This window comes from Bradyrhizobium sp. AUGA SZCCT0431 (genome assembly GCF_018131065.1).
Classification (GTDB): Bacteria; Pseudomonadota; Alphaproteobacteria; order Rhizobiales; family Xanthobacteraceae; genus Bradyrhizobium.
The window spans coordinates 83879-105995 of sequence record NZ_JAFCLR010000011.1; the positions used below are offsets into that span (position 1 = coordinate 83879).

General features: G+C 63.2%; 19 protein-coding genes. 2 read left to right on the forward strand and 17 right to left on the reverse strand.

Annotated elements, in window-relative coordinates:
* Positions 1-53 precede the first annotated feature (53 nt).
* The 8 genes from JQ567_RS12870 to miaA all read right to left on the reverse strand — a co-directional run bounded on the left by JQ567_RS12870 (position 54) and on the right by miaA (position 11198).
* Positions 54-3440 (reverse strand): PAS-domain containing protein, encoded by a 3387-nt coding sequence (locus JQ567_RS12870; protein ID WP_249165429.1) that lies wholly within the window; start codon positions 3438-3440, stop codon positions 54-56.
* 343 nt (positions 3441-3783) lie between these two features.
* On the reverse strand, positions 3784-4803 hold the full coding sequence (gene ilvC / locus JQ567_RS12875; RefSeq protein ID WP_212439155.1) for a ketol-acid reductoisomerase: 1020 nt from the start codon (positions 4801-4803) through the stop codon (positions 3784-3786).
* 146 nt (positions 4804-4949) lie between these two features.
* Positions 4950-5552, reverse strand: a complete 603-nt coding sequence (locus JQ567_RS12880; RefSeq protein WP_212439156.1) for a LysE family translocator — start codon at positions 5550-5552, stop codon at positions 4950-4952.
* 101 nt (positions 5553-5653) lie between these two features.
* Positions 5654-6352, reverse strand: a complete 699-nt coding sequence (locus JQ567_RS12885) for a class I SAM-dependent methyltransferase (protein ID WP_212439157.1) — start codon at positions 6350-6352, stop codon at positions 5654-5656.
* Positions 6353-6355: 3 nt separating this feature from the next.
* The gene (gene ilvN, locus JQ567_RS12890; RefSeq protein WP_212439158.1) at positions 6356-6898 is read right to left on the reverse strand and encodes an acetolactate synthase small subunit; all 543 of its coding nucleotides are present in this window, start codon (positions 6896-6898) and stop codon (positions 6356-6358) included.
* Positions 6899-6917: 19 nt separating this feature from the next.
* Positions 6918-7904: a threonine dehydratase gene (locus JQ567_RS12895; RefSeq protein ID WP_212439159.1), complete on the reverse strand. Its 987-nt coding sequence runs from the start codon at positions 7902-7904 to the stop codon at positions 6918-6920.
* Positions 7905-8057: 153 nt separating this feature from the next.
* Positions 8058-9833: an acetolactate synthase 3 large subunit gene (locus JQ567_RS12900; RefSeq protein ID WP_192737978.1), complete on the reverse strand. Its 1776-nt coding sequence runs from the start codon at positions 9831-9833 to the stop codon at positions 8058-8060.
* A 390-nt stretch (positions 9834-10223) separates the two neighbouring features.
* Positions 10224-11198, reverse strand: a complete 975-nt coding sequence (gene miaA / locus JQ567_RS12905) for a tRNA (adenosine(37)-N6)-dimethylallyltransferase MiaA (RefSeq protein ID WP_212439265.1) — start codon at positions 11196-11198, stop codon at positions 10224-10226.
* On the opposite strand from miaA, the gene serB reads away from it, so the two are divergent.
* The gene (gene serB / locus JQ567_RS12910) at positions 11197-12090 is read left to right on the forward strand and encodes a phosphoserine phosphatase SerB (RefSeq protein ID WP_212439160.1); all 894 of its coding nucleotides are present in this window, start codon (positions 11197-11199) and stop codon (positions 12088-12090) included. The genes miaA and serB overlap by 2 nt on opposite strands.
* Positions 12091-12187: 97 nt before the next feature.
* The gene (gene atzF, locus JQ567_RS12915; protein WP_212439161.1) at positions 12188-13546 is read left to right on the forward strand and encodes an allophanate hydrolase; all 1359 of its coding nucleotides are present in this window, start codon (positions 12188-12190) and stop codon (positions 13544-13546) included.
* A gap of 15 nt (positions 13547-13561) precedes the next feature.
* On the opposite strand, the gene JQ567_RS12920 is transcribed toward atzF, so the two are convergent.
* From JQ567_RS12920 to JQ567_RS12960, 9 genes are all read right to left on the reverse strand, one after another.
* Complete coding sequence (locus tag JQ567_RS12920; RefSeq protein WP_212439162.1) at positions 13562-14752, reverse strand: ABC transporter permease; 1191 nt, start codon at positions 14750-14752, stop codon at positions 13562-13564.
* Between the two features lie 2 nt (positions 14753-14754).
* Positions 14755-15915 (reverse strand): ABC transporter permease, encoded by a 1161-nt coding sequence (locus tag JQ567_RS12925; RefSeq protein WP_212439163.1) that lies wholly within the window; start codon positions 15913-15915, stop codon positions 14755-14757.
* Complete coding sequence (locus JQ567_RS12930) at positions 15912-16592, reverse strand: ABC transporter ATP-binding protein (protein WP_212207167.1); 681 nt, start codon at positions 16590-16592, stop codon at positions 15912-15914. The genes JQ567_RS12925 and JQ567_RS12930 overlap by 4 nt, the downstream gene beginning before the upstream one ends.
* Positions 16593-16642: 50 nt before the next feature.
* Positions 16643-17698 carry an efflux RND transporter periplasmic adaptor subunit gene (locus tag JQ567_RS12935; protein ID WP_212439164.1) on the reverse strand — a complete coding sequence of 352 codons (1056 nt, stop codon included), beginning with the start codon at positions 17696-17698 and terminating at the stop codon, positions 16643-16645.
* A 160-nt stretch (positions 17699-17858) separates the two neighbouring features.
* On the reverse strand, positions 17859-18008 hold the full coding sequence (locus JQ567_RS12940; protein WP_212439165.1) for a hypothetical protein: 150 nt from the start codon (positions 18006-18008) through the stop codon (positions 17859-17861).
* Positions 18009-18347: 339 nt separating this feature from the next.
* Positions 18348-19073 (reverse strand): Crp/Fnr family transcriptional regulator, encoded by a 726-nt coding sequence (locus tag JQ567_RS12945; RefSeq protein ID WP_212439166.1) that lies wholly within the window; start codon positions 19071-19073, stop codon positions 18348-18350.
* A gap of 170 nt (positions 19074-19243) precedes the next feature.
* Positions 19244-20107 (reverse strand): ABC transporter ATP-binding protein, encoded by an 864-nt coding sequence (locus JQ567_RS12950; protein ID WP_409363596.1) that lies wholly within the window; start codon positions 20105-20107, stop codon positions 19244-19246.
* Between the two features lie 5 nt (positions 20108-20112).
* Positions 20113-20859, reverse strand: coding sequence for an ABC transporter permease (locus tag JQ567_RS12955; RefSeq protein WP_212439168.1), 747 nt, complete (start codon positions 20857-20859; stop codon positions 20113-20115).
* Positions 20860-20862: 3 nt separating this feature from the next.
* Entirely contained in the window at positions 20863-21861 is a 999-nt protein-coding gene (locus tag JQ567_RS12960; protein ID WP_212439169.1) for an NrtA/SsuA/CpmA family ABC transporter substrate-binding protein, read from the reverse strand.
* Positions 21862-22117: the final 256 nt, after the last annotated feature.

Here is a 22117-nt window from a genome sequence, read left to right on the forward strand (position 1 = left end):
GCAGTCATGATATGGGTCCAGATATGGCGATTGCGAACGCGTTATAGCGACGGTCAGGCAACATTCTTCGTCAACGGGAATACCGATTCGAGATCGAGTTCGAAGTGCGGAACAGGCCGGCCAAACAGATATCCTTGGGCAAAATCCACCCCGAGGGCCAGCAAGGCTTCGAACTGCTCGCGGCTCTCGACGCCCTTGGCCGCCGTCGCAATGTCGAGGCCGCGCGCCAGCGCAAGCACGGAAGCGACGACCGCCGCACAGTCCCGGCGGTTCGCAATGCCCTGCGTGATCGGCCTGTCGATCTTGATCTTGTCGAATGGAAAGTTCGTCAGGTAGCTGGCCGCGGAGTATCCCGCGCCGCAATTGTCGAGCACGATCGAGACGCCTAGATTCTTCAGTTGCCGAATGGTGAGCAGATGCGCCGCCTGCTTCCTTTCCAGCAGCGCAGCATCCGCTATTTCGAGCTCCAGCCGATCCGGCGAAAGGCCTGATTCAACCAGCGCGCATAAAATGACGTCGAACAGATTGCCCTTGTCGAACTGAGCTGCCGAGATGTTGACGGCAATCCGGATATGCGGCGGCCAGGCTGCGGCGTCGAGGCACGCCTGTTGCAGGATCCATTCTCCGAGCGGCTGCATCAACCCCGTCGATTCCGCCAGCGGAAGGAATTGATCCGGCGCGAGCATGCCTCTCGACGGATGATGCCAGCGCACAAACGTCTCGACGCCGCTTACGACGCGTGTCCTGGCATTGACGACAGGCTGATAGTGCAGTTCGAATTCGCCGCGCGACATCCCCTCGCGCAACTCGCTCTCCAAGGACTTCTGGATGTCCGCGGCTTCGGTCAATTCGGGCTGGAACACCCGGAAATCGTTTCGTCCTCCCGATTTCGCGGCATAGAGGGCCATATCCGCCTTCTGCAGCAGAGAGGCGGCGTCGTCGCCATGTTCCGGTGCAAAGGCAATGCCAATGCTGGTTCCGACGCCGACCTTGCTGCCGTTGAGGTCGAACGGCTGCTCAATCAAGCCGATGATCCGAAGCGCGAGTGCGATGGCGGCCTCGCGCTGGTCGCTTTCGTGCTCCTGGATGATCGCGAATTCGTCACCGCCCAAACGAGCCACCACGTCGGTATCGCGAAGCGACGACTTCAGCCGCTGCGCGACTTCGATAAGCAACTGATCGCCGGCGGGATGTCCCAGCGTATCGTTGACATTCTTGAACCTGTCGAGGTCGAGCATCAGCACGGAAAAATGGACGCCATGGCGCTGCAGGCGCCTGGCCGCCTCATCGAGTTTTTCGGAAAATAGCGCGCGGTTCGCAAGACCCGTGAGCAAATCGTGCTGCGCCAGGAACGCGATCCGCTTTTCGTTCCGCGCCCGATCCGTGATGTCCTCATGCGTCGTAAGCCAGCCGCCATTCGCCATCATGTGACGGGCGATCGCAACCACGCGCCCATCGGCGAGCTCGCGAATTTCCTTCGTCTCCTTCACATTCTTTTTGAGGTAGGTTTCAGGCGCGACGTCCGAGAAATTGGTGCCCTTTTCGCGGCGATACTCCAGAATCTGCGCGAGCGAGATTCCCGGCTTTATCTGATCGCGGTTGAGATGATAGATGTCGCCATAGCGCGCATTCCAAACCACGACCTTCTGCTCTGCGTCGAACATGCAAAGCCCTTGCGACATATTGTTGAGCGCGGCGTCGAAGCGCACGTTCATGGCTTCGAGTTCGGCGGCCTTCTCCGCCAGTAGCCGCTCGCCGCGCTTCTGCTCGGTGACGTCTTCATGGGTCGCGACCCAGCCGCCTTCCGGCAGCGGCTTGCGTTGAATGAATATCTCCCGGCCATCGGACGGCCGGTAATCCTGCCTCGGTGTCGTCGGCATCAATTGGACGTGTTGATCGACGGTGAGATTGCTGGTTTCGCCGCGGTCAGCATAGTGCTGCAGGATGTGCTCCAATGGCGTGCCCGGCAGAACCAGTTGGTCCGGCAGATTGTACATCTCCTGGTAACGGCGGTTGGAGATCACCAGCCGCTTGTAGGCGTCGAACAGGCACAGCCCCTGCGACATGTTGTTGATGGCGACATCGAACCGATCGTTGATGCGCTTCACTTCCGCGGCGCTCTCGACCAGCAGCGTGTCGGCGCGCCGCTTCTCGGTGATGTCCTCATGGGTGGCAACCCAGCCGCCGTCTTTCATCGGCGTGCGCATTATCCTGATGATCCGGCCGTCGGCGAGCGTGAGCAAATGCTGCGTGCGGTTCTTTGCGCCTTCAAGAAAGCGGTCGAGGTTGAAATCAGTTCCCTCGGTCTTGTAGTTCCTGAGAATGCGGCTGAGCGGCGTTCCGGGCTTCACCTGATCCGCCGTCAGTTCGTACATCTCGCTATAGCGGCTGTTCGACACCAGCAATTCTCCATGGGCATCAAACATGCTGAGGCCATGCGGCATATTGCTCAGTGCCGCGTCGAAGCGCGCATTTGTACTCGCAAGGGCCCGCGTCTTGGCGGCGATGGCGTTGGCCTGCCGAACCAGCACAAATGTGCCGAGCAGGATGACGGTGACGATCGCGAACACCAGCAGGCCGAATGTGTAGAGGTGCCGATACCACGACGCCAGCACTTCGCTGCGGGAGTAGGTCACGATCAAGACCAGCGGCAACCCGGATACGGCCTTGTAGCCCGCAATGCGAGACACGCCGTCAACGAAGCTTGTCGTCTCGTAGGAGCCCGTCTCCGATGCCGGCAGGTATTTGGAAAGCAGCGCACTATCCGAGAAGGACTTGCCGAGCGCCTCTTTTCTTTCAGGCTGCCTCGCCATGATCCGACCCTCGCGGTGCAGCAGCAATACGGATCCGCCCTTGCCGATATCGATCGAGCGATAGATCTTGGTGAAATAGGATTGATCGAGCGGCGCGGTGACGATCCCCGCAAAACTGCCGTCGGCGTTGCTTAGCCGTCGCGATGCCGCGGTAAGCCATTTGTCGCCGGCAGCTGAAAGATAGGGCGGCGAAACATACAGGCGGTTTTCGCCGCTATCGCGCTGGGCCGCGAAATGCGCCATGTCGGATATGTTGCTGCGCGGCAGCGCACGGTCATAGGAATGCGCCAGTACCTGCCCCGATGCATCGGTCCACCCGACGGCGACCAGGACGGGTGAGCTCTTTTGCAGTTGGCGCAGGTTGGTGTTGGCTGCGCCTGGATCGGCATTGTTCCCAGACAGGCTGTTTCTGCGAATTGCCGCAGCTTCGAGCAGCGCACGATCGACATCCTCGAACGTCAGCGCCGCATGCTCGGCAAGAACCTTTGCAAAGCTCTGGGCATCTTTTTTTGCGGCTGCGATCCGATCCACGTAGCGGGCCTCAAGATCGGTAACAAACAGAGCGATCGTCGCGAGGCAAAGCAGGACACCAAGCGCCGCAATCAGCGCGCCTGGCGATCGTGCCAACCTTCGAAAGATTCCCAGCATAGCGAGCCCAATTGACGAAGAAATGCCGGCACCAAAATCGCCCCTCAATCTTAAAATTTCGTGCGTAACATACGTACGTACCGGACACGGATGGCCCGTTCGCCCCGGGGACGGGCTCCTACATCCGTAATTCTACTGCGCCAGAGGGGTGTTAACGGTGCGGACGCAAGTTGCGGCTTCTTAGCGACCCGGAACCGGCACCTTCGCGGAAACAACGTCGCCGACGGTGGGCACGCTGGCACTTTGGCCACCCTACGATCCCCAGCACGAAAAAGGGGCCGCGCAATGCGCGGCCCCGATTCCATTTTGACCTAGAGGAGGCTTAGTTCTTGGTCTTGTCGACCAATGCGCCCTTCTTGATCCACGGCATCATGTCGCGGAGCTTGGCGCCGACCTCCTCGATCGGGTGCTCGGCGAGCTTGGCGCGGGTGGCCTTGAACGAGGTCTGGTTGACCTTGTTCTCCAGCATCCAGTCGCGGGCGAACTTGCCGCCCTGGATGTCGGCGAGCACGCGCTTCATCTCGGCCTTGGTCTCGGCAGTCACGATGCGCGGGCCGGTGACGTATTCGCCGTATTCAGCGGTGTTGGAGATCGAGTAGTTCATGTTGGCGATGCCGCCTTCATAGATCAGGTCGACGATCAGCTTCACTTCGTGCAGGCACTCGAAATAGGCCATCTCCGGCGCGTAGCCGGCTTCCACCAGCGTCTCGTAGCCGCCCTTGATCAGTTCGACCAGGCCGCCGCAGAGCACCACCTGCTCGCCGAACAAATCGGTCTCGCACTCTTCCTTGAACGTGGTCTCGATGATGCCGGCGCGGCCGCCACCGATCGCCGAAGCGTAGCTGAGGCCGAGGTCATGGGCATTGCCGGAAACGTCCTTTGAAATCGCGATCAGGCAGGGCACGCCGCCACCGCGCTGATATTCCGAGCGCACGGTATGGCCGGGGCCCTTCGGCGCGATCATCAGCACGTCGAGATCGGCGCGCGGGTCGAGCAGGTTGAAATGCACGTTGAGGCCATGCGCGAACACCAGCGCCGCACCCTTCTTCATGTTGTCGTGCAGATGCTCGCGGTAGATGTCGCCCTGCAGTTCGTCGGGGGTGAGCATCATGACGAGGTCGGCCCATTTGGCGGCTTCGGCGACTTCCATCACCTTGAAGCCGGCGGCCTCCGCCTTGTTGGCCGAGGCCGAGCCCTTGCGCAGCGCAATGGCCACTTCCTTGACGCCGGAATCCTTCAGGTTCAGCGCATGGGCGTGGCCCTGGCTGCCGTAGCCGACGATGACGACTTTCTTGCCCTTGATCAGGTTCAGGTCGGCATCACGATCATAATAAACTCGCATAGTCGTTTCCTCATCGGTGGCCAGAATGGGCCGGTTAATCAGGCATTTGGGTTAAGATGGAGCGCCGGTCGCCCGCGAATTTCCGGCGTTGTCTAGAGCATTTTTCGCTTTCTGGGAAACCCGTTTCTGCATGGCGCGGTGCGGCATCATGCGTCCATGAAGACCGGGTAGAGCGAGGCCAGCAGCAGCACCGCCATCACGATATTGAAGGCCCGCACCGCCCTCGGCGAGGTCAGGACCGGCCGCAGCGCGCTGCCGAACAGGGCCCAGGCGGTGCAGGAAAGCACCCCCAGCAACAGGCTCAGGACGACCTGGATCGCGATGTTCCAGGGATAGGCCGCGATCGCCGCATAGGCCGTGATGGTGCCGATCACCATGACCCAGCCCTTGGCGTTGACCCATTGGAACATGGCCGCCCCCCAGAAGGTCATCGGCCCGCGGCGGTTGTCCTGGTCGGCCGAAACCGGCCCGGACATCGCGATCGCGGCGGCAAGATAGATCAGGTAAACGACGCCGGCATATTTCAGGACCGTCTGCAGCACCGGATAGGCGATGAAGACGGTGCCAAGACCAAGCCCGACCGCGCCGACCATGAAGGCAAAGCCGACCGTGATCCCGGCGATATGCGGGATGGTCGGGCGGAACCCGTAAGTCAGCCCCGAGGACAGCAGCATGATGTTGTTCGGCCCCGGCGTGAAGAACATCACGGTGGCGAACAGCACGAAGGCGATCAGCAGCGAATGTGACATGGTGGCCTCACGCGATCTTTGGCAGAACTGTTTTTGATGAGGCCTGCAAGCGCTTCACCAGCAGCATGATGGCGAAGCCGACATCGGCCGGTTGCATTTTTTTAGCTTTGTTGGTGGTCCGGCTTCGGTTTGCGCAAAAGATAAGTGCCGTGCAGCGGCGCGTGGTAATCGACCGATTCCAGTGTGAAGCCGACATCGGTCAGCATGCGCTCGATCACCCAGCCAAAGGTCGAGTACTCGTCGCGCATATGGGTGACCACGCTCTCGCGCTCGAAATCGTGGTTCTTGATCGAGAAATCTGCCCACGCCTCGACGTCGCGATCGACGCCGTCGGGCATGCTGACGAAGACGATGTCGCGCAGGTAGAAATTCGCGCCGGGCTTCAGCGCGGCATGGATCCGCGCCAGCGCCACCGCCTTCCAGAAATCCGGCAGATGATGCAGCGTGAACTCGCTGACGATCAGGTCGTAGGAATTGGGCTGGTAGGCGAAGCTCAGCATGCCCGCCGGCTGGCTGCGGACCGCGACCTTGCGGTCGCGCGCCTGGATGTTGGCGAGCGCCAGCATCGCCGGCGAGATGTCGATGGCGTCGACCTCGGCGCCCATCAGCGCCGCCTCGACCGCCAGTACGCCGTTGCCGCAGCCGATATCGGCCACCCGCCAGCCGCGCTGGACGCCGAGCATGGTCAGCGCCGCGCGGGCGCGGATGTCGCTGTCGTCATGCCGGTCGTAGATCGAGGCGACCGCGGAATCGAGCCCGAGTTGCCGCCGTTGATTGTAATACCAGTCGCGCGCCAGCATGGTTCACATCCCCTCAGGCCCGCGTCCGATCGCGGCAACGCCGGTGCGCGACACCTCGACAAGGCCGATCGGTCGCATCAGGTCGATGAATTGGTTGATCTTGGCCGAATTGCCGGTGATCTCGAACACGAAGCTTTCGGTGGTGGCGTCGATCACGCGGGCGCGGAACGCGTCAGCCAGCCGCAGCGCCTCGACGCGGTTGTCGCCGCCGCCACGCACCTTCACCATCGCAAGCTCGCGCTCGATCGAGCGGCCGGTCAGCGTCATGTCGACGACGCGATAGACCGGAACCATGCGGTCGAGTTGGTGCTTGATCTGCTCGATCACCATCGGCGTGCCGGTCGTGACGATGGTGATGCGGGAGAGATGTTTCTGGCTCTCGGTCTCGGAGACGGTGAGGCTTTCGATGTTGTAACCACGGCCGGAGAACAGCCCGATCACGCGCGCGAGCACGCCCGGCTCGTTCTGCACGAGCACCGAGAGCGTGTGCGACTCGGTCGGATCGTGGCGCTCTTCGAGGAAATAGGCGGATGCGGGCTGATTCATTGTCGTTCCCAAATCTTGGCTACGCCAGTGCCTTGGCGGCGGTGACATTTTCGTTGCGGGCGATCCATTTCCAGAACAGATCGAAATCGATATTGCCGCCGGACAGGATCAGCCCGACCCGCTTGCCGCGGAGTTTCGGCTTCTCCTGCAGGGCAGCAGCAAGCGCGGCAGCGCCGGCGCCCTCGGCGAGATTGTGGGTATCGGTCCAGTAGGACCGCACCGCGTCGGCGATTTCGTCGTCGGTCACCTGGACGATGTGCGAGGCGCCCTTGCGAATGATCGCCAGCGCCTCGGCGTCGGGGACGCGCGTCGCCATGCCGTCGGCGAGCGTATTGCTGCTGTTGGTCTTCACCACGGTGCCGGCGGCGAACGACAGCGCATAGGACGGCGCCTCCGTCGACTGCACGCCGACGATTTCCGTCTTTAGCCCGAGCAGATCACGCGCCAGGATGCAGCCGCAGATGCCGGAGCCCTGCCCGATCGGCACATAGAGCACATCGATATCGCCCGCGGCGCGCAGCAATTCCAGCGCGTAGGTGGCAACGCCCATCACGAGATCGCGATGGAACGACGGCACCAGCTCGAGGCCCTCGCGTTCGGCGTGACGCTCGCATTCCTCGCGGGCGGACTGAAAATCCTCGCCATGCTCGATGAGGTTGGCGCCCAAGGCGCGCATCGACTGGTTTTTCTCGACCGAATTGCCATGCGGCACATAGATCGTCGCCGGCACGCCGAAACGGCGCGCGGCGAAGGCGAGACTCTGGCCGTGATTGCCGCGTGTCGCCGAGATAATTCCTGAGGTCTGTGCCCTCTCGCGTTGCAGCCGCTCGACATAGACCAGTCCGCCCCGCACCTTGAAGGCGCCGATCGGGGTGTGGTTCTCGTGCTTGACGACCACGTGGGCGCCGAGCCGCTGCGCCAGCAGCGGCCACGCATGCGCCGGCGTCGGCGGCATCGCTGCCCCGACCACCTGATGCGCGCGCTCGAGTTGCCCCAGATCAAACATCTTCGCTTCCTGTCAACCTACTCGCACCCTTGTCGTCCCCGCGAAGGCGGGGACCCAGTATTCCAGAGACGCCAGACGGCAACCGAGAAGCCGCGGCGTACTGGATCGCCCGGACAAGCCGGGCGATGACAATGGAATTTGTGGCAAGCATCCTCACACCAGCGCCTTGCCGCCGGCGAAAGCGGCCGCGGTCGCCTCGTCGGTCGCTTCCGCCGGCAACAGCATTTCATTGTGCGCCTTGCCGGACGGAATCATCGGGAAGCAGTTTTCCAGCGCCGCGACGCGGCAATCGAACAGCACCGGGCGCTTGATCGAGATCATTTCCTTGAGCGCGCCGTCGAGATCGCCGGGCTTGATCGCCTGCAGGCCGACACAGCCGAACGCGTCCGCCAGCTTGACGAAATCCGGCAGCGCCTCCGAATAGGAATGCGACAGCCGGTTGCCGTGCAGCAGCTGCTGCCACTGCCGCACCATGCCCATATACTGGTTGTTCAGGATGAAGATCTTGATCGGCAGTTCAAACTGTACCGCCGTCGACATCTCCTGCATCGTCATCTGCACCGAGGCATCGCCCGCGATATCGATCACGAGGCTGTCCCGGTGCGCGACCTGGACACCGAGCGCGGCCGGCAGACCGTAGCCCATGGTGCCGAGACCGCCCGAGGTCATCCAGCGGTGCGGCTCCTCGAAGCCGAAGAACTGCGCCGCCCACATCTGGTGCTGGCCGACTTCGGTCGTGATGTAGGTGTCGTGGCCGCGCGTCGCCTCGAACAGGCGCTCGATGGCGTATTGCGGCAGGATAACCTCGCTGTTCTTCCGGTAGGCGAGCGAATTGCGCGCCCGCCATACGGCGATCTCCTGCCACCACGCCTTGATGTCCGGCTTTTTCGCTTCCGCCTTGAACACCTGCAACAGGTCGCCGAGCACGTTGCCGCAGTCGCCGATGATCGGCACGTCGACGTGGATGTTCTTGTTGATCGAGGACGGATCGATGTCGATGTGGATCTTCTTCGAGCCCGGCGAGAACGCGTCGGTGCGGCCGGTGATGCGGTCGTCGAAGCGCGCGCCGACGCACAGCATGACGTCGCAATCATGCATCGCCATGTTGGATTCATACGTGCCGTGCATGCCGAGCATGCCGAGCCAGTTCTTGCCGGTCGCGGGATAGGCGCCGAGGCCCATCAGGGTCGAAGTGATCGGAAAGCCGGTGACTTCGACCAGTTCGCGCAGCAATTTCGAGGCTTCGCGTCCGGAATTGATGACGCCGCCGCCGCTATAGATCACCGGGCGCTTTGCGCCGGCGAGCAGCGCCACGGCTTTGCGGATCTGCGTCGCGTCGCCCTTGACCCGCGGCGTGTAGGAAACATGCACGTCGGACTTGCGCGGCGGATGATAGGTGCCGGTCGCGAACTGCACGTCCTTTGGCACGTCGACCACGACGGGGCCGGGACGGCCGGTCGTGGCGACGTAAAACGCCTCGTGCAACACTTTCGCGAGATCGTTGACGTCGCGCACCAGCCAATTGTGCTTGGTGCAGGGCCGCGTGATGCCGACGGTGTCGCATTCCTGGAACGCATCATTGCCGATCAAATGCGTCGGCACCTGCCCGGTGATGCAGACCAGCGGAATCGAATCCATCAGCGCGTCCGTCAGCGGCGTCACCATATTGGTGGCGCCGGGGCCGGAAGTCACCAGCACGACGCCCGGCTTGCCGGTCGAGCGCGCATAGCCTTCGGCGGCGTGGCCGGCACCCTGCTCGTGCCGCACCAGGATGTGCTCGACCTCGCTCTGCTGGAAGATCTCGTCATAGATCGGAAGCACCGCACCGCCGGGATAGCCGAACAAATGCTGGACGCCATGATCGATGAGCGCGCGCACGATCATCGCGGCACCGGTCATCTGGTTCGGATCGTGGCTCTTGTCGGTCATGACGTTTTCCTTGGCTTGCTCCGGATGCGCTGTGTCTGCGCGGCTTCGTCGGTTTGGATTTGGGAAATAAAAAAGGGCCCCAGAGGCCCTATGCACACCGCCTGCAACTGGATGGCCTCAGCCATCCCGGGCGGTGCGCCAGGGTACGACTACGATAAGGAGCTTGGTAATAATATTACGCATGAGACGGTCCAGACTTCCCGAAGATTACGCGGGTTATAGCGACCGGACCCCGGAAGTCAAGGGAAGGACGCTTTCAGCCCGATTAAGGCAGTGTAACGGGGTTCCGGCCGTTCGGCGAGTGCGAATTTGCTGTTCCCTGCCATGCAGGGGGGCCCTACGACGTCTCCGTCATTCCGGGATGGTCCGAAGGACCAGACCTAAGGGGCGCTATTGCGCCCCCGGGGAATCTCGAGATTCCGGGTTCGCTTCGCGCCCCGGAATGACTTCCGACACCCACCCCCGCGCCGCCTCCGGCGCCACCCACTCAAACTCCGGCAATTGGTGCCGGAACCAGGTGAACTGCCGCTTGGCGTAGTGGCGGGTGTCGGCGCGGCCGGTCTCGGCGGCCTCCGCTTGGCTGATTTCGCCCTTCAAATGCCGGATCAGCGCCGGCACGCCGTGGGCCTTCATCGCCGGCAGCAGCGGGTCGAGGTGTCGAGCGGCCAGTGCGGCCACCTCCTCCAATGCGCCTGCTGCCAGCATCGCATCGAACCGCGCATCGATCCGCGCATAGAGCTGGTCGCGCTCCGGCGCCAGAAAAAGCGCGTGAAACTCGCCTTGCGGCAGCAGCGGTGGCAGGCCTTCGCGGTGCCAGTCGGTCAGCGCGCGGCCGGTCGCCTCGACCACTTCGAGCGCCCGCGCGATGCGGGCGCGGTCGCGCGGCTTCAGGCGTTCCGCGGTTGCCGGATCGCGCTTTGCGAGCTCGGCATGCAGCGCTTCGACGCCGTCGCGCTCCAGCCGCGCGCGCACGCTGTCACGCACTTCTGCCGGGATCGGCGGCACCGCCGACAGGCCGCGCGTCAGCGCCTTGAAATAGAGGCCGGAACCGCCGACGAAGATCGGCAGGCGTTTTGCGGCTTGTGCTTCCGACAGCATTTTGGCGGCGTCCGCGACCCACGCGCCGGCGGAAAAATTCACGGCGGCATCGACATGGCCATAGAGCCAATGCGGCGCCTGCGCCTCCTCAGACACCGTCGGGCGGGCCGTGATGACGCGGAGATCGCGATAGACCTGCATGGAATCGGTATTGATGACGACGCCGCCGGTCTTTTGCGCCAGCTCAAGGGCCAGCGCCGACTTGCCGCTGGCGGTCGGCCCTGCGATAAGCACGGCCTTATTCCCCAAACGCGAATTCGCCTGCATGTCCCTCGTCGCCACGCTCATCTGCAATCCCGTCAACCCCGCGCTCGACTCCACCATCGTCGACGGCGCGCTGGCCGTCCTGCCCTCGCCCGGCACGGCCCAATGGCTGTTCGACGAAGTCGCGGTCGATATCCCCTTCACCGGCAGCGAGGATATCAAGGCGATCGAGGCCCGCCTGCGCCAGGCGCGCGGCGACCTGCCGATCGACATTGTGGTGCAGCCTCAGGCCTTCCGGCGCAAGAAGCTTTTTCTCGCCGACATGGATTCCACCATGATCGGCCAGGAATGCATCGACGAACTGGCCGATTTTGCCGGACTGAAGGCGCACGTCGCCGCCATTACCGAGCGCGCGATGCGCGGCGAGATCGAGTTCGAGCCGGCGCTGCGCGAGCGCGTCGCGCTGCTGAAGGACATGCCGGTCGGCGTGGTCGATGAAGTGCTGAAAAAGCGCATCACGGCGACGCCGGGCGGCCGCGAACTGGTCATGACCATGCGCGCCAACGGCGCCTATACCTGCCTGATCTCGGGCGGCTTTACGCTGTTCACCAATGCGGTCGCCGCGATGATCGGATTCCAGGAAAACCGCGCCAACGAATTGAAGGTGTTGGACGGCAAGCTCACCGGCGAGGTCACCGAGCCGATCCTGGGCCGCGCCACCAAACTCGCGACGCTGGTCGAACTCACCGAGTCCTTTGATCTCGACGACATCGACACGCTGGTGACCGGCGACGGCGCCAACGATCTCGGCATGATCGAGGCCGCCGGCCTCGGCGTCGCCTATCACGCCAAGCCGGCGGTGGCGGCGGCGGCCGCCGCCCGGATCGACCACGGCGATCTCACCGCCTTGCTGTATGCGCAGGGCTATCGGCGCGATGAATTTGTGACGGCGTGAACCACCGCCGCACCTGAACACGAAGCATTTAATTGCTTGTTCGTGACGACCCGCTCGCCCAGTTTTGCCGAGAGCAGCGCGGGTGGAGTTCTTTCAGGTGAACCAAATCAATCTACGATTCGCAACGTCCTCCCCTGCCGGGAGCGACCCGCTGCAGGCCATCGAGACGGCCTATCGGCGGATCGAGACCGAGCGTGACCGGAACTGCTGGATCCATGTCCGCCCGATCGCGGAGACGCGGGATCATTGCCGCACGCTGATGACACGCGCCGATTCCGGCGAAACCCTCCCGCTGCTCGGTGTCCTGTTCGGCGTCAAAGACAATATCGACGTTGCGGGCATGCCGACGACGGCCGCGGTGCCGGCGTTCAGCTACATGCCGGCGCGTTCCGCCGAAAGCGTCGAACGCCTGATTGCGGCCGGCGCGATCTGCATCGGCAAGACCAATCTCGATCAACTCGCCACCGGCCTCTCCGGCGCGCGCTCGCCCTACGGCTCCTGCGCTGCTGTCGCAGACCCGCGCTATGTCTCGGGCGGCTCCAGTTCGGGCTCGGCGGTCGCGGTCGCCGCCGGCCACGTCACGTTCGCGCTTGGCACCGATACCGGCGGCTCGGGCCGCATTCCCGCCGGGTTCAACGACATCGTCGGCATCAAGCCGACGGTCGGGCTGGTGTCGTCGCGTGGCCTGGTGCCGAATTGCCCGACGCTGGATTGCGTCTCGATCTTCTGCAATTCGGTACAGGACGGCGCCGCGATCCTGGACGTCATAGAAGGCTTCGATCCCGAGGATCCGTACAGCCGGCCCGCGCCGGCCTCCGTCAGCGCCCGCGCCGCCGGCAAGTTCAGGTTCGGCCGCCTCATGGCCAACGATCTCGAGTTCTTCGGCATGCCCGAATGCGGCGCGCTCTATGAGCAGGCCTGCGACAGGTTTTCCGCCCTCGGCGGCACCGCGGTCGAGATCGATTTTGCCCCGTTCGCCGAGGCCGGCGAGATGATGTTCACCGGCCCCTGGGTCGCGGAAAGACGCGCCTCGATATCGGCCCTGATGGAGGTCGACACCGATCGCCTGCTCGACGTCACCAAGGCCGTGCTTCGGACCGCCACAAGCTATTCGGCAATCGATACCTTCACCGCGATGCACCGGTTGTTGCGGCTGCGCCGGCGGTCGCAACATCTCCTCGCCGGTATCGATGCGCTGGTGGTGCCCACGGCGCCGCGACCGTTCCTGCTGGACGAGATGCACAGCGATCCGATCACGCTGAACAACCGCCTTGGCCACTACTCGTATTTTGCCAATCTGCTGGATTTGTGCGCGGTGGCGATCCCCAACGGCGTGTTGCCAAACGGCATCCCCATGGGGGTGACGCTGCTGGCGCCGGCCTGGTCCGACCGGGCGTTGATCGCGCTGGCGCGGCGGCTCGACACAAAATCGCGAAAACAACCCCATGCAAAGTAAGAATGGGGCTCGGCCCTAGTTCGCGTAAAGGCCCTCGACGATCGGCAATCGCGCGGCCCGCAGGGCCGGAAACAATCCACCGATCAGGCCCACGATCAGCGCCAGCCCAACCCCCTCGGCGATCAGCCAGGGACTGAGCTTGAAGTCGAACACCACCTGGGTGAAGTTCCCGCCAAGGGTGGACGCCGTGACGCCATCGAAAATCAGATAAGTGGCGGCGGCGCCGAGCAAGCCGCCTATGACGGCGAGCACCAGCGATTCGGCGAGCGTCCCGACGAACGCAGGAAAACCGCCGAAGCCGATGGCGCGCAGCGTTGCGATTTCCGTCGCGCGGCTGGCAACCGACGAATACATCGTGTTGAGCGCGCCGGCGACCGCGCCCAGCGCCATCGCGATCGCGAGCGGCCAGCCAAGCTTCTGAATCAAATCGGAGGTCTGCGAGGCCTGTTCCGCGAAGTAAGCTGCTTCGGATTTGACATCGAGCTTCAGCCGCGGATCGTTGTCGCTATAGCTTTTGAGCTCACTGAGGGCGGCCGGCCCGGTGAGGCGCGCGCGCACGATCTGTACGATATTGTTGCGATTGAACATGCTCTGCACCACGTTGAGATCGGCCCAAATCTCGGATTCGAACACGCTGCCGCCGGCCTCGAACACGCCGACTACGGTCCAGCGCGTGGCGCCGAAGGCCACGGTGCTGCCGAGGTCGAATCCCTCGAATTCCCGCAGCAGGGCCTTGCCGACCACCACCTCGTTGCTGCCCCGGTTGAACATGCGGCCTGCGGTAATGGTGATGCCCTTGCGCAGCGCGGCGCCCTGTTCCCCGATCCCGCGCAGGGGCAAATTGGCCTTGGTCTTGGTCGAGCGTTTGATGCCGTCGACCACCAGATAGAGTTCCGGCGAGATCAGGGGCTTGCCGTCGCTGCCACGCGCGATGCCGGGACCGTCCTCGATCAGTCGTACCTGATCGCGGCTCACGGTACTGTTGATTTCGGCCTGCGAGCCGGCCCGCAGCACGATCGCGATGTCATCAGCACCGGATCCGGCGATGGTCCGCTGGAATCCGTTGGCCATCGCCAGGAACGCGAGCAGGACGATCACCACCAGCGCGATCGCGATCACCGTCGAGAGCGAGAGCCAGCGCCGCTGCGATATGCTCCCGAGATTGATGGCGGTGACGGCGGCCACCTGAAGCCAGAGCGAACGCATGTCTATCCCCGTCCAAGCGCGGTTGCAATTTTGAGCCGCATGGCGTTGAGCGCCGGAATGATCCCCGTAATCAGCCCCAGCGCGATCATCAACGCCAGGCCTTGCATGATGATGGTCGGCGACACGGCAAAAGCGGGCGCGATGTTGGAGAGGCTCGAGCGCAGGGCCATGGCGATCAGCGCCGCAATCGCCAGCCCGGGAATTCCGCCGAGCAACGCCAGCAGCACGGATTCGCCGAGCACCATCCTAAGGATCCGCGGCCCGGAAAAGCCGAGCGTCTTCAGCACACCGATCTCGCGGGTGCGCTCCCGGATCGACAGCGCCATGGTATTGCCGACGATCATCAGGATGGTGACGAAGGCGGCGCCGACAACCAGCAATACAATCAGCGCGATGTTGCCGAACTGGGCCGCGAACGCCTTGCCGAACGCCTTTTCGGTGTCGGTCGAGGTCTCGGCGGTGGAATTGGCGAACATCGCGTCGATCGTCTTTGCTACGCGAGGGTTGCTTTCGGGAGAGGTGGTCTGAAGGATCATCCAGCCGATGGTGTCCTTGCCGAACGAGCGGGTCTCGTCGAAGTAGGCGTACTGAAACAGCAGGAAGTTGGTGTCGACGTGCTCGGCCTTGCCCTTGACGATGCCGGCAATGGTGAGATCCCAGGTATGCCCGCCGCTCTTCTGGCTGAAAATATTGCTCGCAACCGGGATGCGATCGCCGATCTTCCAGCCCCACTTCTGCGCCAGGCTTTCGCCGACCACCGCGCTGCCGCGATCTCGCATGAAGGCTTGAAGCTGTTCGGGCGGAACTTCGAATTCGCTGCGGTACACGTCGAAATAGGTGCTCGGCTCGATCGCCAGCGACATCAGGAAATTCTTCGGGTCCTGATAGTAGCCGCCGAACCAGTTGGCGAAGGTCACCTGCCGAACGCCTTCCACCGCCCGCACACGATTATAGTAGGCGATCGGCAGCGGCTGGGTGAAGTTGATCTTGTTGACGGTGATCATGCGGTCCGCGGCGGCGGCATCTTCGCCGGCGGTGAAGGCGCGGTAGAATCCAGCGAGCACGCCGAAGATCATGAAGGCGATCAGGATCGACACGATCATCAGGGCGGCGCGCAATTTGCGGCGGAACAGGTTTTTCCGGACCAGGTCGAAGTCGTTCACGCGGCGAGCTCCCGTTCGACGAAGCGGCCCTTGTCGAGATGCAGGACGCGCTTGGCATAGTTTGCCGCCGCCGGATCATGCGTTACCATCACGATGGTCTTGCCGAGTTCGCCATTGAGCAATTGCAGGATTGAAAGGATCTCGTCGGCGGATTGCCGGTCGAGGTCGCCGGTCGGTTCGTCGCAAAGCAACAGGTTTGGGTCCGAGACAATGGCGCGCGCAATCGCCACGCGCTGCTGCTGGCCGCCCGACATTTCGCGCGGACGGTGCTTGACGCGGTCGGCAAGTCCAACAACGGAAAGTGCTGTGTGAACGCGCGCGGCGCGATCCTTGCGGTTCAACCTGGTGAGCAACAGCGGCAGCTCCACGTTCTGCGCCGCGGTCAGCATCGGCATCAGATTGTAGAATTGGAAGATGAAGCCGATATTGGCGGCCCGCCAGGCGGCGAGTTCACCCTCGGAGAGACCGTCGATGCGCTGGTCCGCAACCGAAATTTCGCCGGCGTCGACGCGATCGATACCCCCGAGCAGATTGAGCAGCGTCGTCTTGCCCGAACCGGACGGTCCCATGACGGCGATGAAGTCACCGCGCGGAATCGCAAGATCGAGATGATCGAAGATCGAGATTGTTTCCTTGCCCTTGGTGAAACGCTTGGCTACGCCGGTAAGGCGAACCATCGGATGCTCGGCTGTCACGCTTTTCTCCTCTCAAGGTTTCCGGCCGGAAGCTAGTTCGCGGCGGTGGTCTTGGTGGCGTCCTTGGCATCGGCCAGGAAATTCACTTTCACCGCCATGTCCGGCAGGATGCGCGGATCCTTCTTGTCGAAGCGGATTCGCACCTTCACCGTGGCCTTCTCGCGGTTCGCGGTCGGCACGATGGCAATCACCGAGGCGGGAATCGTCCAGTCCGGATACGCATCCAGCATCGCGTTCACGGCGCCTCCGGCGACGACCCGGCCGATGAAGGCCTCATTGACGTCGACTTCGATCTCGATTGAATCCATGTCGACGATGGTGCAGATGCCGGTGCGCGTATAGCCGCCCACCGACATCGGCGAAATCATCTCGCCGGGCTGTGCGCTGCGGTCGATAACGACGCCGGCAAAGGGCGCTCGTATTTGATGCTTGTCGAGCACCGAAGCGCTTCGCTTCGCGTCGATATTGGCAGTCTCGAATTGCGATCTGGCCTGCCGCAGTTGCGCGCTGAGCACGCCGACGCGGGCCTGCGCCTTGGTCAGGTCGGCCTCAGTCGCAAAGTTCTTTTGTGAGAGTGTTTGTACCCGCGACATAATCCGCGTCGCGTCCTCCAGATCGGCGTTGATTGCGGCGATCGCGGCATTGGCCGTCTCAGCGCGCGAGCGGGCCAGCTCATAATCCCTTTCAGCAAGCACGCTGTCGAGCCGGGCGACGACCTGCCCCTCGCTCACCGTCATGCCTTCGTCGATGAACACTTCGACCACCTTGCCGGTGATCTCGGCGGCAACGGTTGCCTTGCGGCGCGCCACCACATAGCCGGAGGCCGCCAGGCTGCCGGCCGCCTTGCTATTCGTTGGCGGCTGCTGTGGCGCCTGCGGTTGTGCAGCGGGCTGCTGTGCGGCGTGCGATGCGGCCTCTTTGGTCGGGTCCTGCCTGCGGAACTCGAATGCGGCAAAGGCGGCGAATCCGACGACGCAGATGATAATCACCGCTGAGATCGGCAACCAACGGCCGCCCGATCGCTCCGCCTTGCCGGCGCTGCGATCGATCGTAAGCGATCTCAGCAGTTTGCTCTTGTCTTCGGTCATTATTCATTTCCATCCACCTGCTCGCTGCCGTTCCCGCGCGGGCGGCATCGTTCTCGCGCTAGTGGTCTCGCTCACAGCCGGTCTACGCGTCGCGTCATCGTTAGGGCGGGCCCCTGCGCTTTCGGCGAGGCGGCAAACCCAGCTCGGTTGTAAATCCCGTTCAGTCGCGCGAGCGCCAGGCGGCGCCCGTTTTTTTCGACGAGGCGAATAGCGAGAATTTAAAGCTTAATGGCAGCGGAAGCAATTGCTGGAACACCAAGAGTTGCGTGTGACAGATGCCGCCATTTTTGGTATGCGGTGGTTCATCCAAGGGCAATCGCCACTTTGCCGAAATGCGCCGCTCTCCATAAGGGCTAACGCAAGGTCTTGTCGATTACCGGTTCCATGCGATTGGCCGAGATGGCGTCCGCCATGCCTTGATGTCCTCGACCGATCCGTCGTCGGGTCTTCTTTGGCAGGGTCTGGGCGTTTGCCGTGCCTGTTATGATTGGTTCCACGGTCTTCGCCAGCAGTCCGCGCCAGAGCCCGTTCGCGAATGTCTTCCGAACAGGATCGCATCATCCATGCTGGCCCCCGGTCTCCAGCATGGAGTTTGAATCGGAAAATCTCCCAACTTGGAATCCCGATTCCGGGAAAAAGGCAACATGCTTTAGACCACTTCCAGATCCAGCGCCGGCATGTTCAGGATCGAGATCAGCCCCCGGTGATACCGGATGATGCCGCGCTGCTGCATGCGCGCGAGCTGAACGGTGACCCATTGCCGGGTTGAGCCGATCAGATTGGCGAGGTCGCCATGCGTAAACGGCACCGCGATGGTGGTTTCGCGGCCGTTGCGGATGCCGTGTATCCGCGACAGGAAAATCAGCAGGCGATGCAGCCGCTCGGTGACCGAGCGCGTCCCCAGCATCTGCGCCATCGCCGAATAGCACCGCGCCTTGAACGCGAGCGCATCCAGCAGCGCCACCGCCAGTGGGGCGGACTCCAGCGCGACTTTCTTCAGCGCCGGTCCCGGCAGAAATGTCAGCTCGCTCGCCTCAACCGCCACCGATGTCCACATATGCGGTCCGGTGCCGAACAAATCCGGGCCGCCGACGAAGTTACCCGGAAACCAGTAGGCCAGCGTCACCTCGCGGCCCGATGGCGCGACGTAGTAGCTGCGAATGCGGCCGGATCGGATCAAATAGATTCCGGTCTGACCATCGCCCTGTTGCCAGACGAACTGGCCGCTTTCGAGAGGCTTGTCGCGGCCTATACCGCGCAGGCGCTGCCGATCCGCCTCGCACAGTTCATCCAGCAGACCCGGCAGCGGGCGGACGAGGCTGTCCGATTCCGCCAGCATGATTCCGGCCGCGGCTCTCGCATGTGCTGCTGTCATGGTCGCCTCCTTGAATTGAGCTGATCAATTCAAGACTCGTGCCAACAAGGCGCAATTTGGCGCCGTAAGAGCCTTTTTCCGTTCCGATGGAATCGGAACGGGGCTCTAGATTTTTGATTTGACGCGTTTTCCTTAGCGCGAACCGGTATCCACTTCGCTTTGAAAACGCTCTAGCCGGCGCTCGACTGATCGAAGGCGCGACGGCCTTCGGACCGGATCAGGTCGAGACAATCCTTCTTCAGCGCGAGGTAGGCAGGATCGAGCATGATGGCGTTGGAACGCGGCCGCGGCAGATCGACGCCAAGATCGCGCAGGATACGTCCGGGGCCCGCACTCATGATCAGGACCCGGTCCGCCAGCAGAATGGCCTCGTCGATGTCGTGGGTGACGAACACCACCGTTGCATCGATGCGCTCGCGCAATTCGAGCAGGCTGTCCTGCATCACGCTGCGGGTCTGGGCGTCGAGCGCGCCGAACGGCTCGTCCATCAAAAGCACGCGCGGCTGGTTGGCAAGCGCGCGTGCAATCGCGACGCGCTGCTGCATGCCGCCGGACAGCGTGTGCGGATAGGCGTCGGCGAAACGATTGAGACCGATCATCTCGATCAGCCCATCGGCAATCGCCCGGGCCTCGCTCCGCGACTTGCCCAGCATGCGCGGACCATGGGCGATGTTCTTGCGGACGGACTTCCAGGGAAACAGATGCGGCTGCTGGAACACCATGCCGACATCGGGCCGCGGGCGCTGCATCGGCTTGCCGTCCACAATCACCGCGCCGCTGTACGGCGTCTCCAGGCCTGCGATGGTGTTGAGCACCGTCGACTTGCCGCATCCGGATGGTCCCACGATGCAGACAAACTCGCCGTGAGCCACGCTGAATGTCACCCGATCGACGGCAATCACCTGCCCCTGCGGCGTGTCGAACACGATGCTGAGATCGGCGACGCTGATGATGGTGCGTGCCACCGCGCGTTCTCCTGCAAAGGACGGCTGTGGATGCGCAAGCGTCAACGCGGCATCGGACCGGTGTACCATCTGCTTCATCGCCACCACACCGTGCGTTCCGCGACCGCCGCGAACAGACGGTCGGCGACAAAGGACATCAACCCGAGCGCGGCCAATCCGCCCATCACCTGGCCGGTCTGCAGATTCTGCTGCGCGATCTCGATCCGGTAGACGATGCCGGCAAAGGCGCCCGCCAGCTCGGCCGCCACCAGCGTGTAGAACGAAATGCTGATCGCGGTTCGTAGCCCGACCACGATGTAGGGCAAGGCGCCGAGCAGCACGATCTCCTGCAGCATCTGGCGCCGCGGCGTTCCTAGCATCTGCGCCGCCCGGATCAGGCCGCGGTCGACCTTCTGCACGCCGATATGCGTCGACAGCCACACCGTGAAGAAGACGCCCCAGACCACCAGGAACAGCTTGCCGGTTTCAGACAGGCCGAACCAGAGGATCACGATCGGAACGAACGCGATCGGCGGTATCGGCCGCAGGATATGAAACAACGGCGACAGCAGGCTTGATACCAGCGCAAACTGCCCGGTGAGAACGCCGAGCGCTATGCCCAGCGCCGCCCCGACCACGAACCCGGTCACGACGCGATAGAGGCTCGCCCCGAGATCGAGGAAGAACTGCCCGCTTCGTACCCATTCGAGCACGGCGACCGCGACGACCGACGGCGGCGGAAACAGTACGGCGTTGACGATCCCCGACCGTGCGATCACTTCCCATGCCACGACAAAGAGCGGGATCGAAAGCGCGCCGACCAGGATATTGATCCGCTTCATCTGCTATTTGGCCGAGACGGTAACGCGGCCGGCATCGATGCCGCGCAGCGGTTCGAGCGCCAGCACCTTGGTGAAGTCAGGCATCGTCGCGCCCGGCGGGTGATTGCCGCTCTCCAGCCGCCACGCCGCATGCAGCTTGAGAATGCCAAGCAACTGATCGTCGATACGGACGCGGTAGACGTAGTCCTGCCAGATCGCAGCGAGTTCGTCGCGCTTCATGCCGACGATATCGGCGATGGTCGTGATCGCCTCGTCCGGGTTCGCCTTCAGCCAGGCCTCGGCGTCCAGCAAGGCCCGCAAGAATTTCTGCACCAGCGGACCGTTGGCGTCGAGATAGGGCCGCGTCACCACGATGTTGAAGGTCTCGGAATACAGACCCTTGGTGTCGAGCAGCACCGCGTTCTCGCCGAGGGCCTTCCTGGCGTTGGCGATATGCGGCTCCCAGGTATCGAACGCGTCGATGCTGCCGGCTGCCATCGCCGGCAGCATTTCCTGCGGCCGCAGGTTGACCAGCGTCACGTCGCCCGGCGTCAGACCCGCGGCCTTCAGCAGCGTCGCGGTGTAGACCTCGCTGCCGGTGCCCGCTGTGAAACCGATCTTCTTGCCGCGCAGGTCGGCCTTGGTCCTGATCCCGGCCTTTGCCGCCGTCATGGTCTTGAGATCGGAGTATTCCATGCCGGCAACGAACGCGATCGGCTGGTTGGCCATCGCCGCGGCGGTCACGGGCGCTTCGGCCGTGGTCGCAAAATCGGCGCCGCCGCCGAGCACGGTATCCAGGCATTGCTTGCCCGAGGTGAAGTTGGCGACGGTAATGTCGAGCCCCTGCTTTTCGAACATTCCCTTCGCCTTGGCGACGATGACCAGTCCGGATATCGGACCGAGATTCTGCGCCAGCCGCGCTTTTACAAGATCCTGCGCCGCCATCGCGGGCGCGACGATCGACCAGCAGAGCACGGCACATGCCGCAAACGCGGCGGCGGGGATGGATCTGGCGCGCGGCATGAGTGATCTCCATGGGCCGCCAGGGGTTCTGACGGCATGCTTGGTGACAATGATGGCGCCGGCCCTTGACCGGTCCCACCCGCAAACCCCGCGTCCTCCCTTTGGACCTCCCGGCCAGCCTGTTGGGACCGTTGAGGTGATCCCGCTGTTTTCCGAGATGCGGATCGTCGCCCACGGCCCCCGTCCAAGGAAGCAATTAATCGACATCGGACGCGGGCAGGCACGACGTGACGCAGGGTGCTTTAGCCCCCCTGCC

Excerpts from the sequence above, each read along its gene's own strand:
- ilvC (WP_212439155.1), bottom strand. The coding sequence starts at position 4,803 with ATGCGAGTTTATTATGATCGTGATGCCGACCTGAACCTGATCAAGGGC.
- JQ567_RS12880 (WP_212439156.1), bottom strand. The coding sequence starts at position 5,552 with ATGTCACATTCGCTGCTGATCGCCTTCGTGCTGTTCGCCACCGTGATG.
- JQ567_RS12885 (WP_212439157.1), bottom strand. The coding sequence starts at position 6,352 with ATGCTGGCGCGCGACTGGTATTACAATCAACGGCGGCAACTCGGGCTC.
- ilvN (WP_212439158.1), bottom strand. The coding sequence starts at position 6,898 with ATGAATCAGCCCGCATCCGCCTATTTCCTCGAAGAGCGCCACGATCCG.
- JQ567_RS12895 (WP_212439159.1), bottom strand. The coding sequence starts at position 7,904 with ATGTTTGATCTGGGGCAACTCGAGCGCGCGCATCAGGTGGTCGGGGCA.
- JQ567_RS12900 (WP_192737978.1), bottom strand. The coding sequence starts at position 9,833 with ATGACCGACAAGAGCCACGATCCGAACCAGATGACCGGTGCCGCGATG.
- serB (WP_212439160.1), top strand. The coding sequence starts at position 11,197 with ATGTCCCTCGTCGCCACGCTCATCTGCAATCCCGTCAACCCCGCGCTC.
- miaA (WP_212439265.1), bottom strand. The coding sequence starts at position 11,198 with ATGCAGGCGAATTCGCGTTTGGGGAATAAGGCCGTGCTTATCGCAGGG.
- JQ567_RS12920 (WP_212439162.1), bottom strand. The coding sequence starts at position 14,752 with ATGCGTTCGCTCTGGCTTCAGGTGGCCGCCGTCACCGCCATCAATCTC.
- JQ567_RS12930 (WP_212207167.1), bottom strand. The coding sequence starts at position 16,592 with ATGGTTCGCCTTACCGGCGTAGCCAAGCGTTTCACCAAGGGCAAGGAA.
- JQ567_RS12935 (WP_212439164.1), bottom strand. The coding sequence starts at position 17,698 with ATGACCGAAGACAAGAGCAAACTGCTGAGATCGCTTACGATCGATCGC.
- JQ567_RS12945 (WP_212439166.1), bottom strand. The coding sequence starts at position 19,073 with ATGACAGCAGCACATGCGAGAGCCGCGGCCGGAATCATGCTGGCGGAA.
- JQ567_RS12950 (WP_409363596.1), bottom strand. The coding sequence starts at position 20,107 with ATGGTACACCGGTCCGATGCCGCGTTGACGCTTGCGCATCCACAGCCG.
- JQ567_RS12955 (WP_212439168.1), bottom strand. The coding sequence starts at position 20,859 with ATGAAGCGGATCAATATCCTGGTCGGCGCGCTTTCGATCCCGCTCTTT.
- JQ567_RS12960 (WP_212439169.1), bottom strand. The coding sequence starts at position 21,861 with ATGCCGCGCGCCAGATCCATCCCCGCCGCCGCGTTTGCGGCATGTGCC.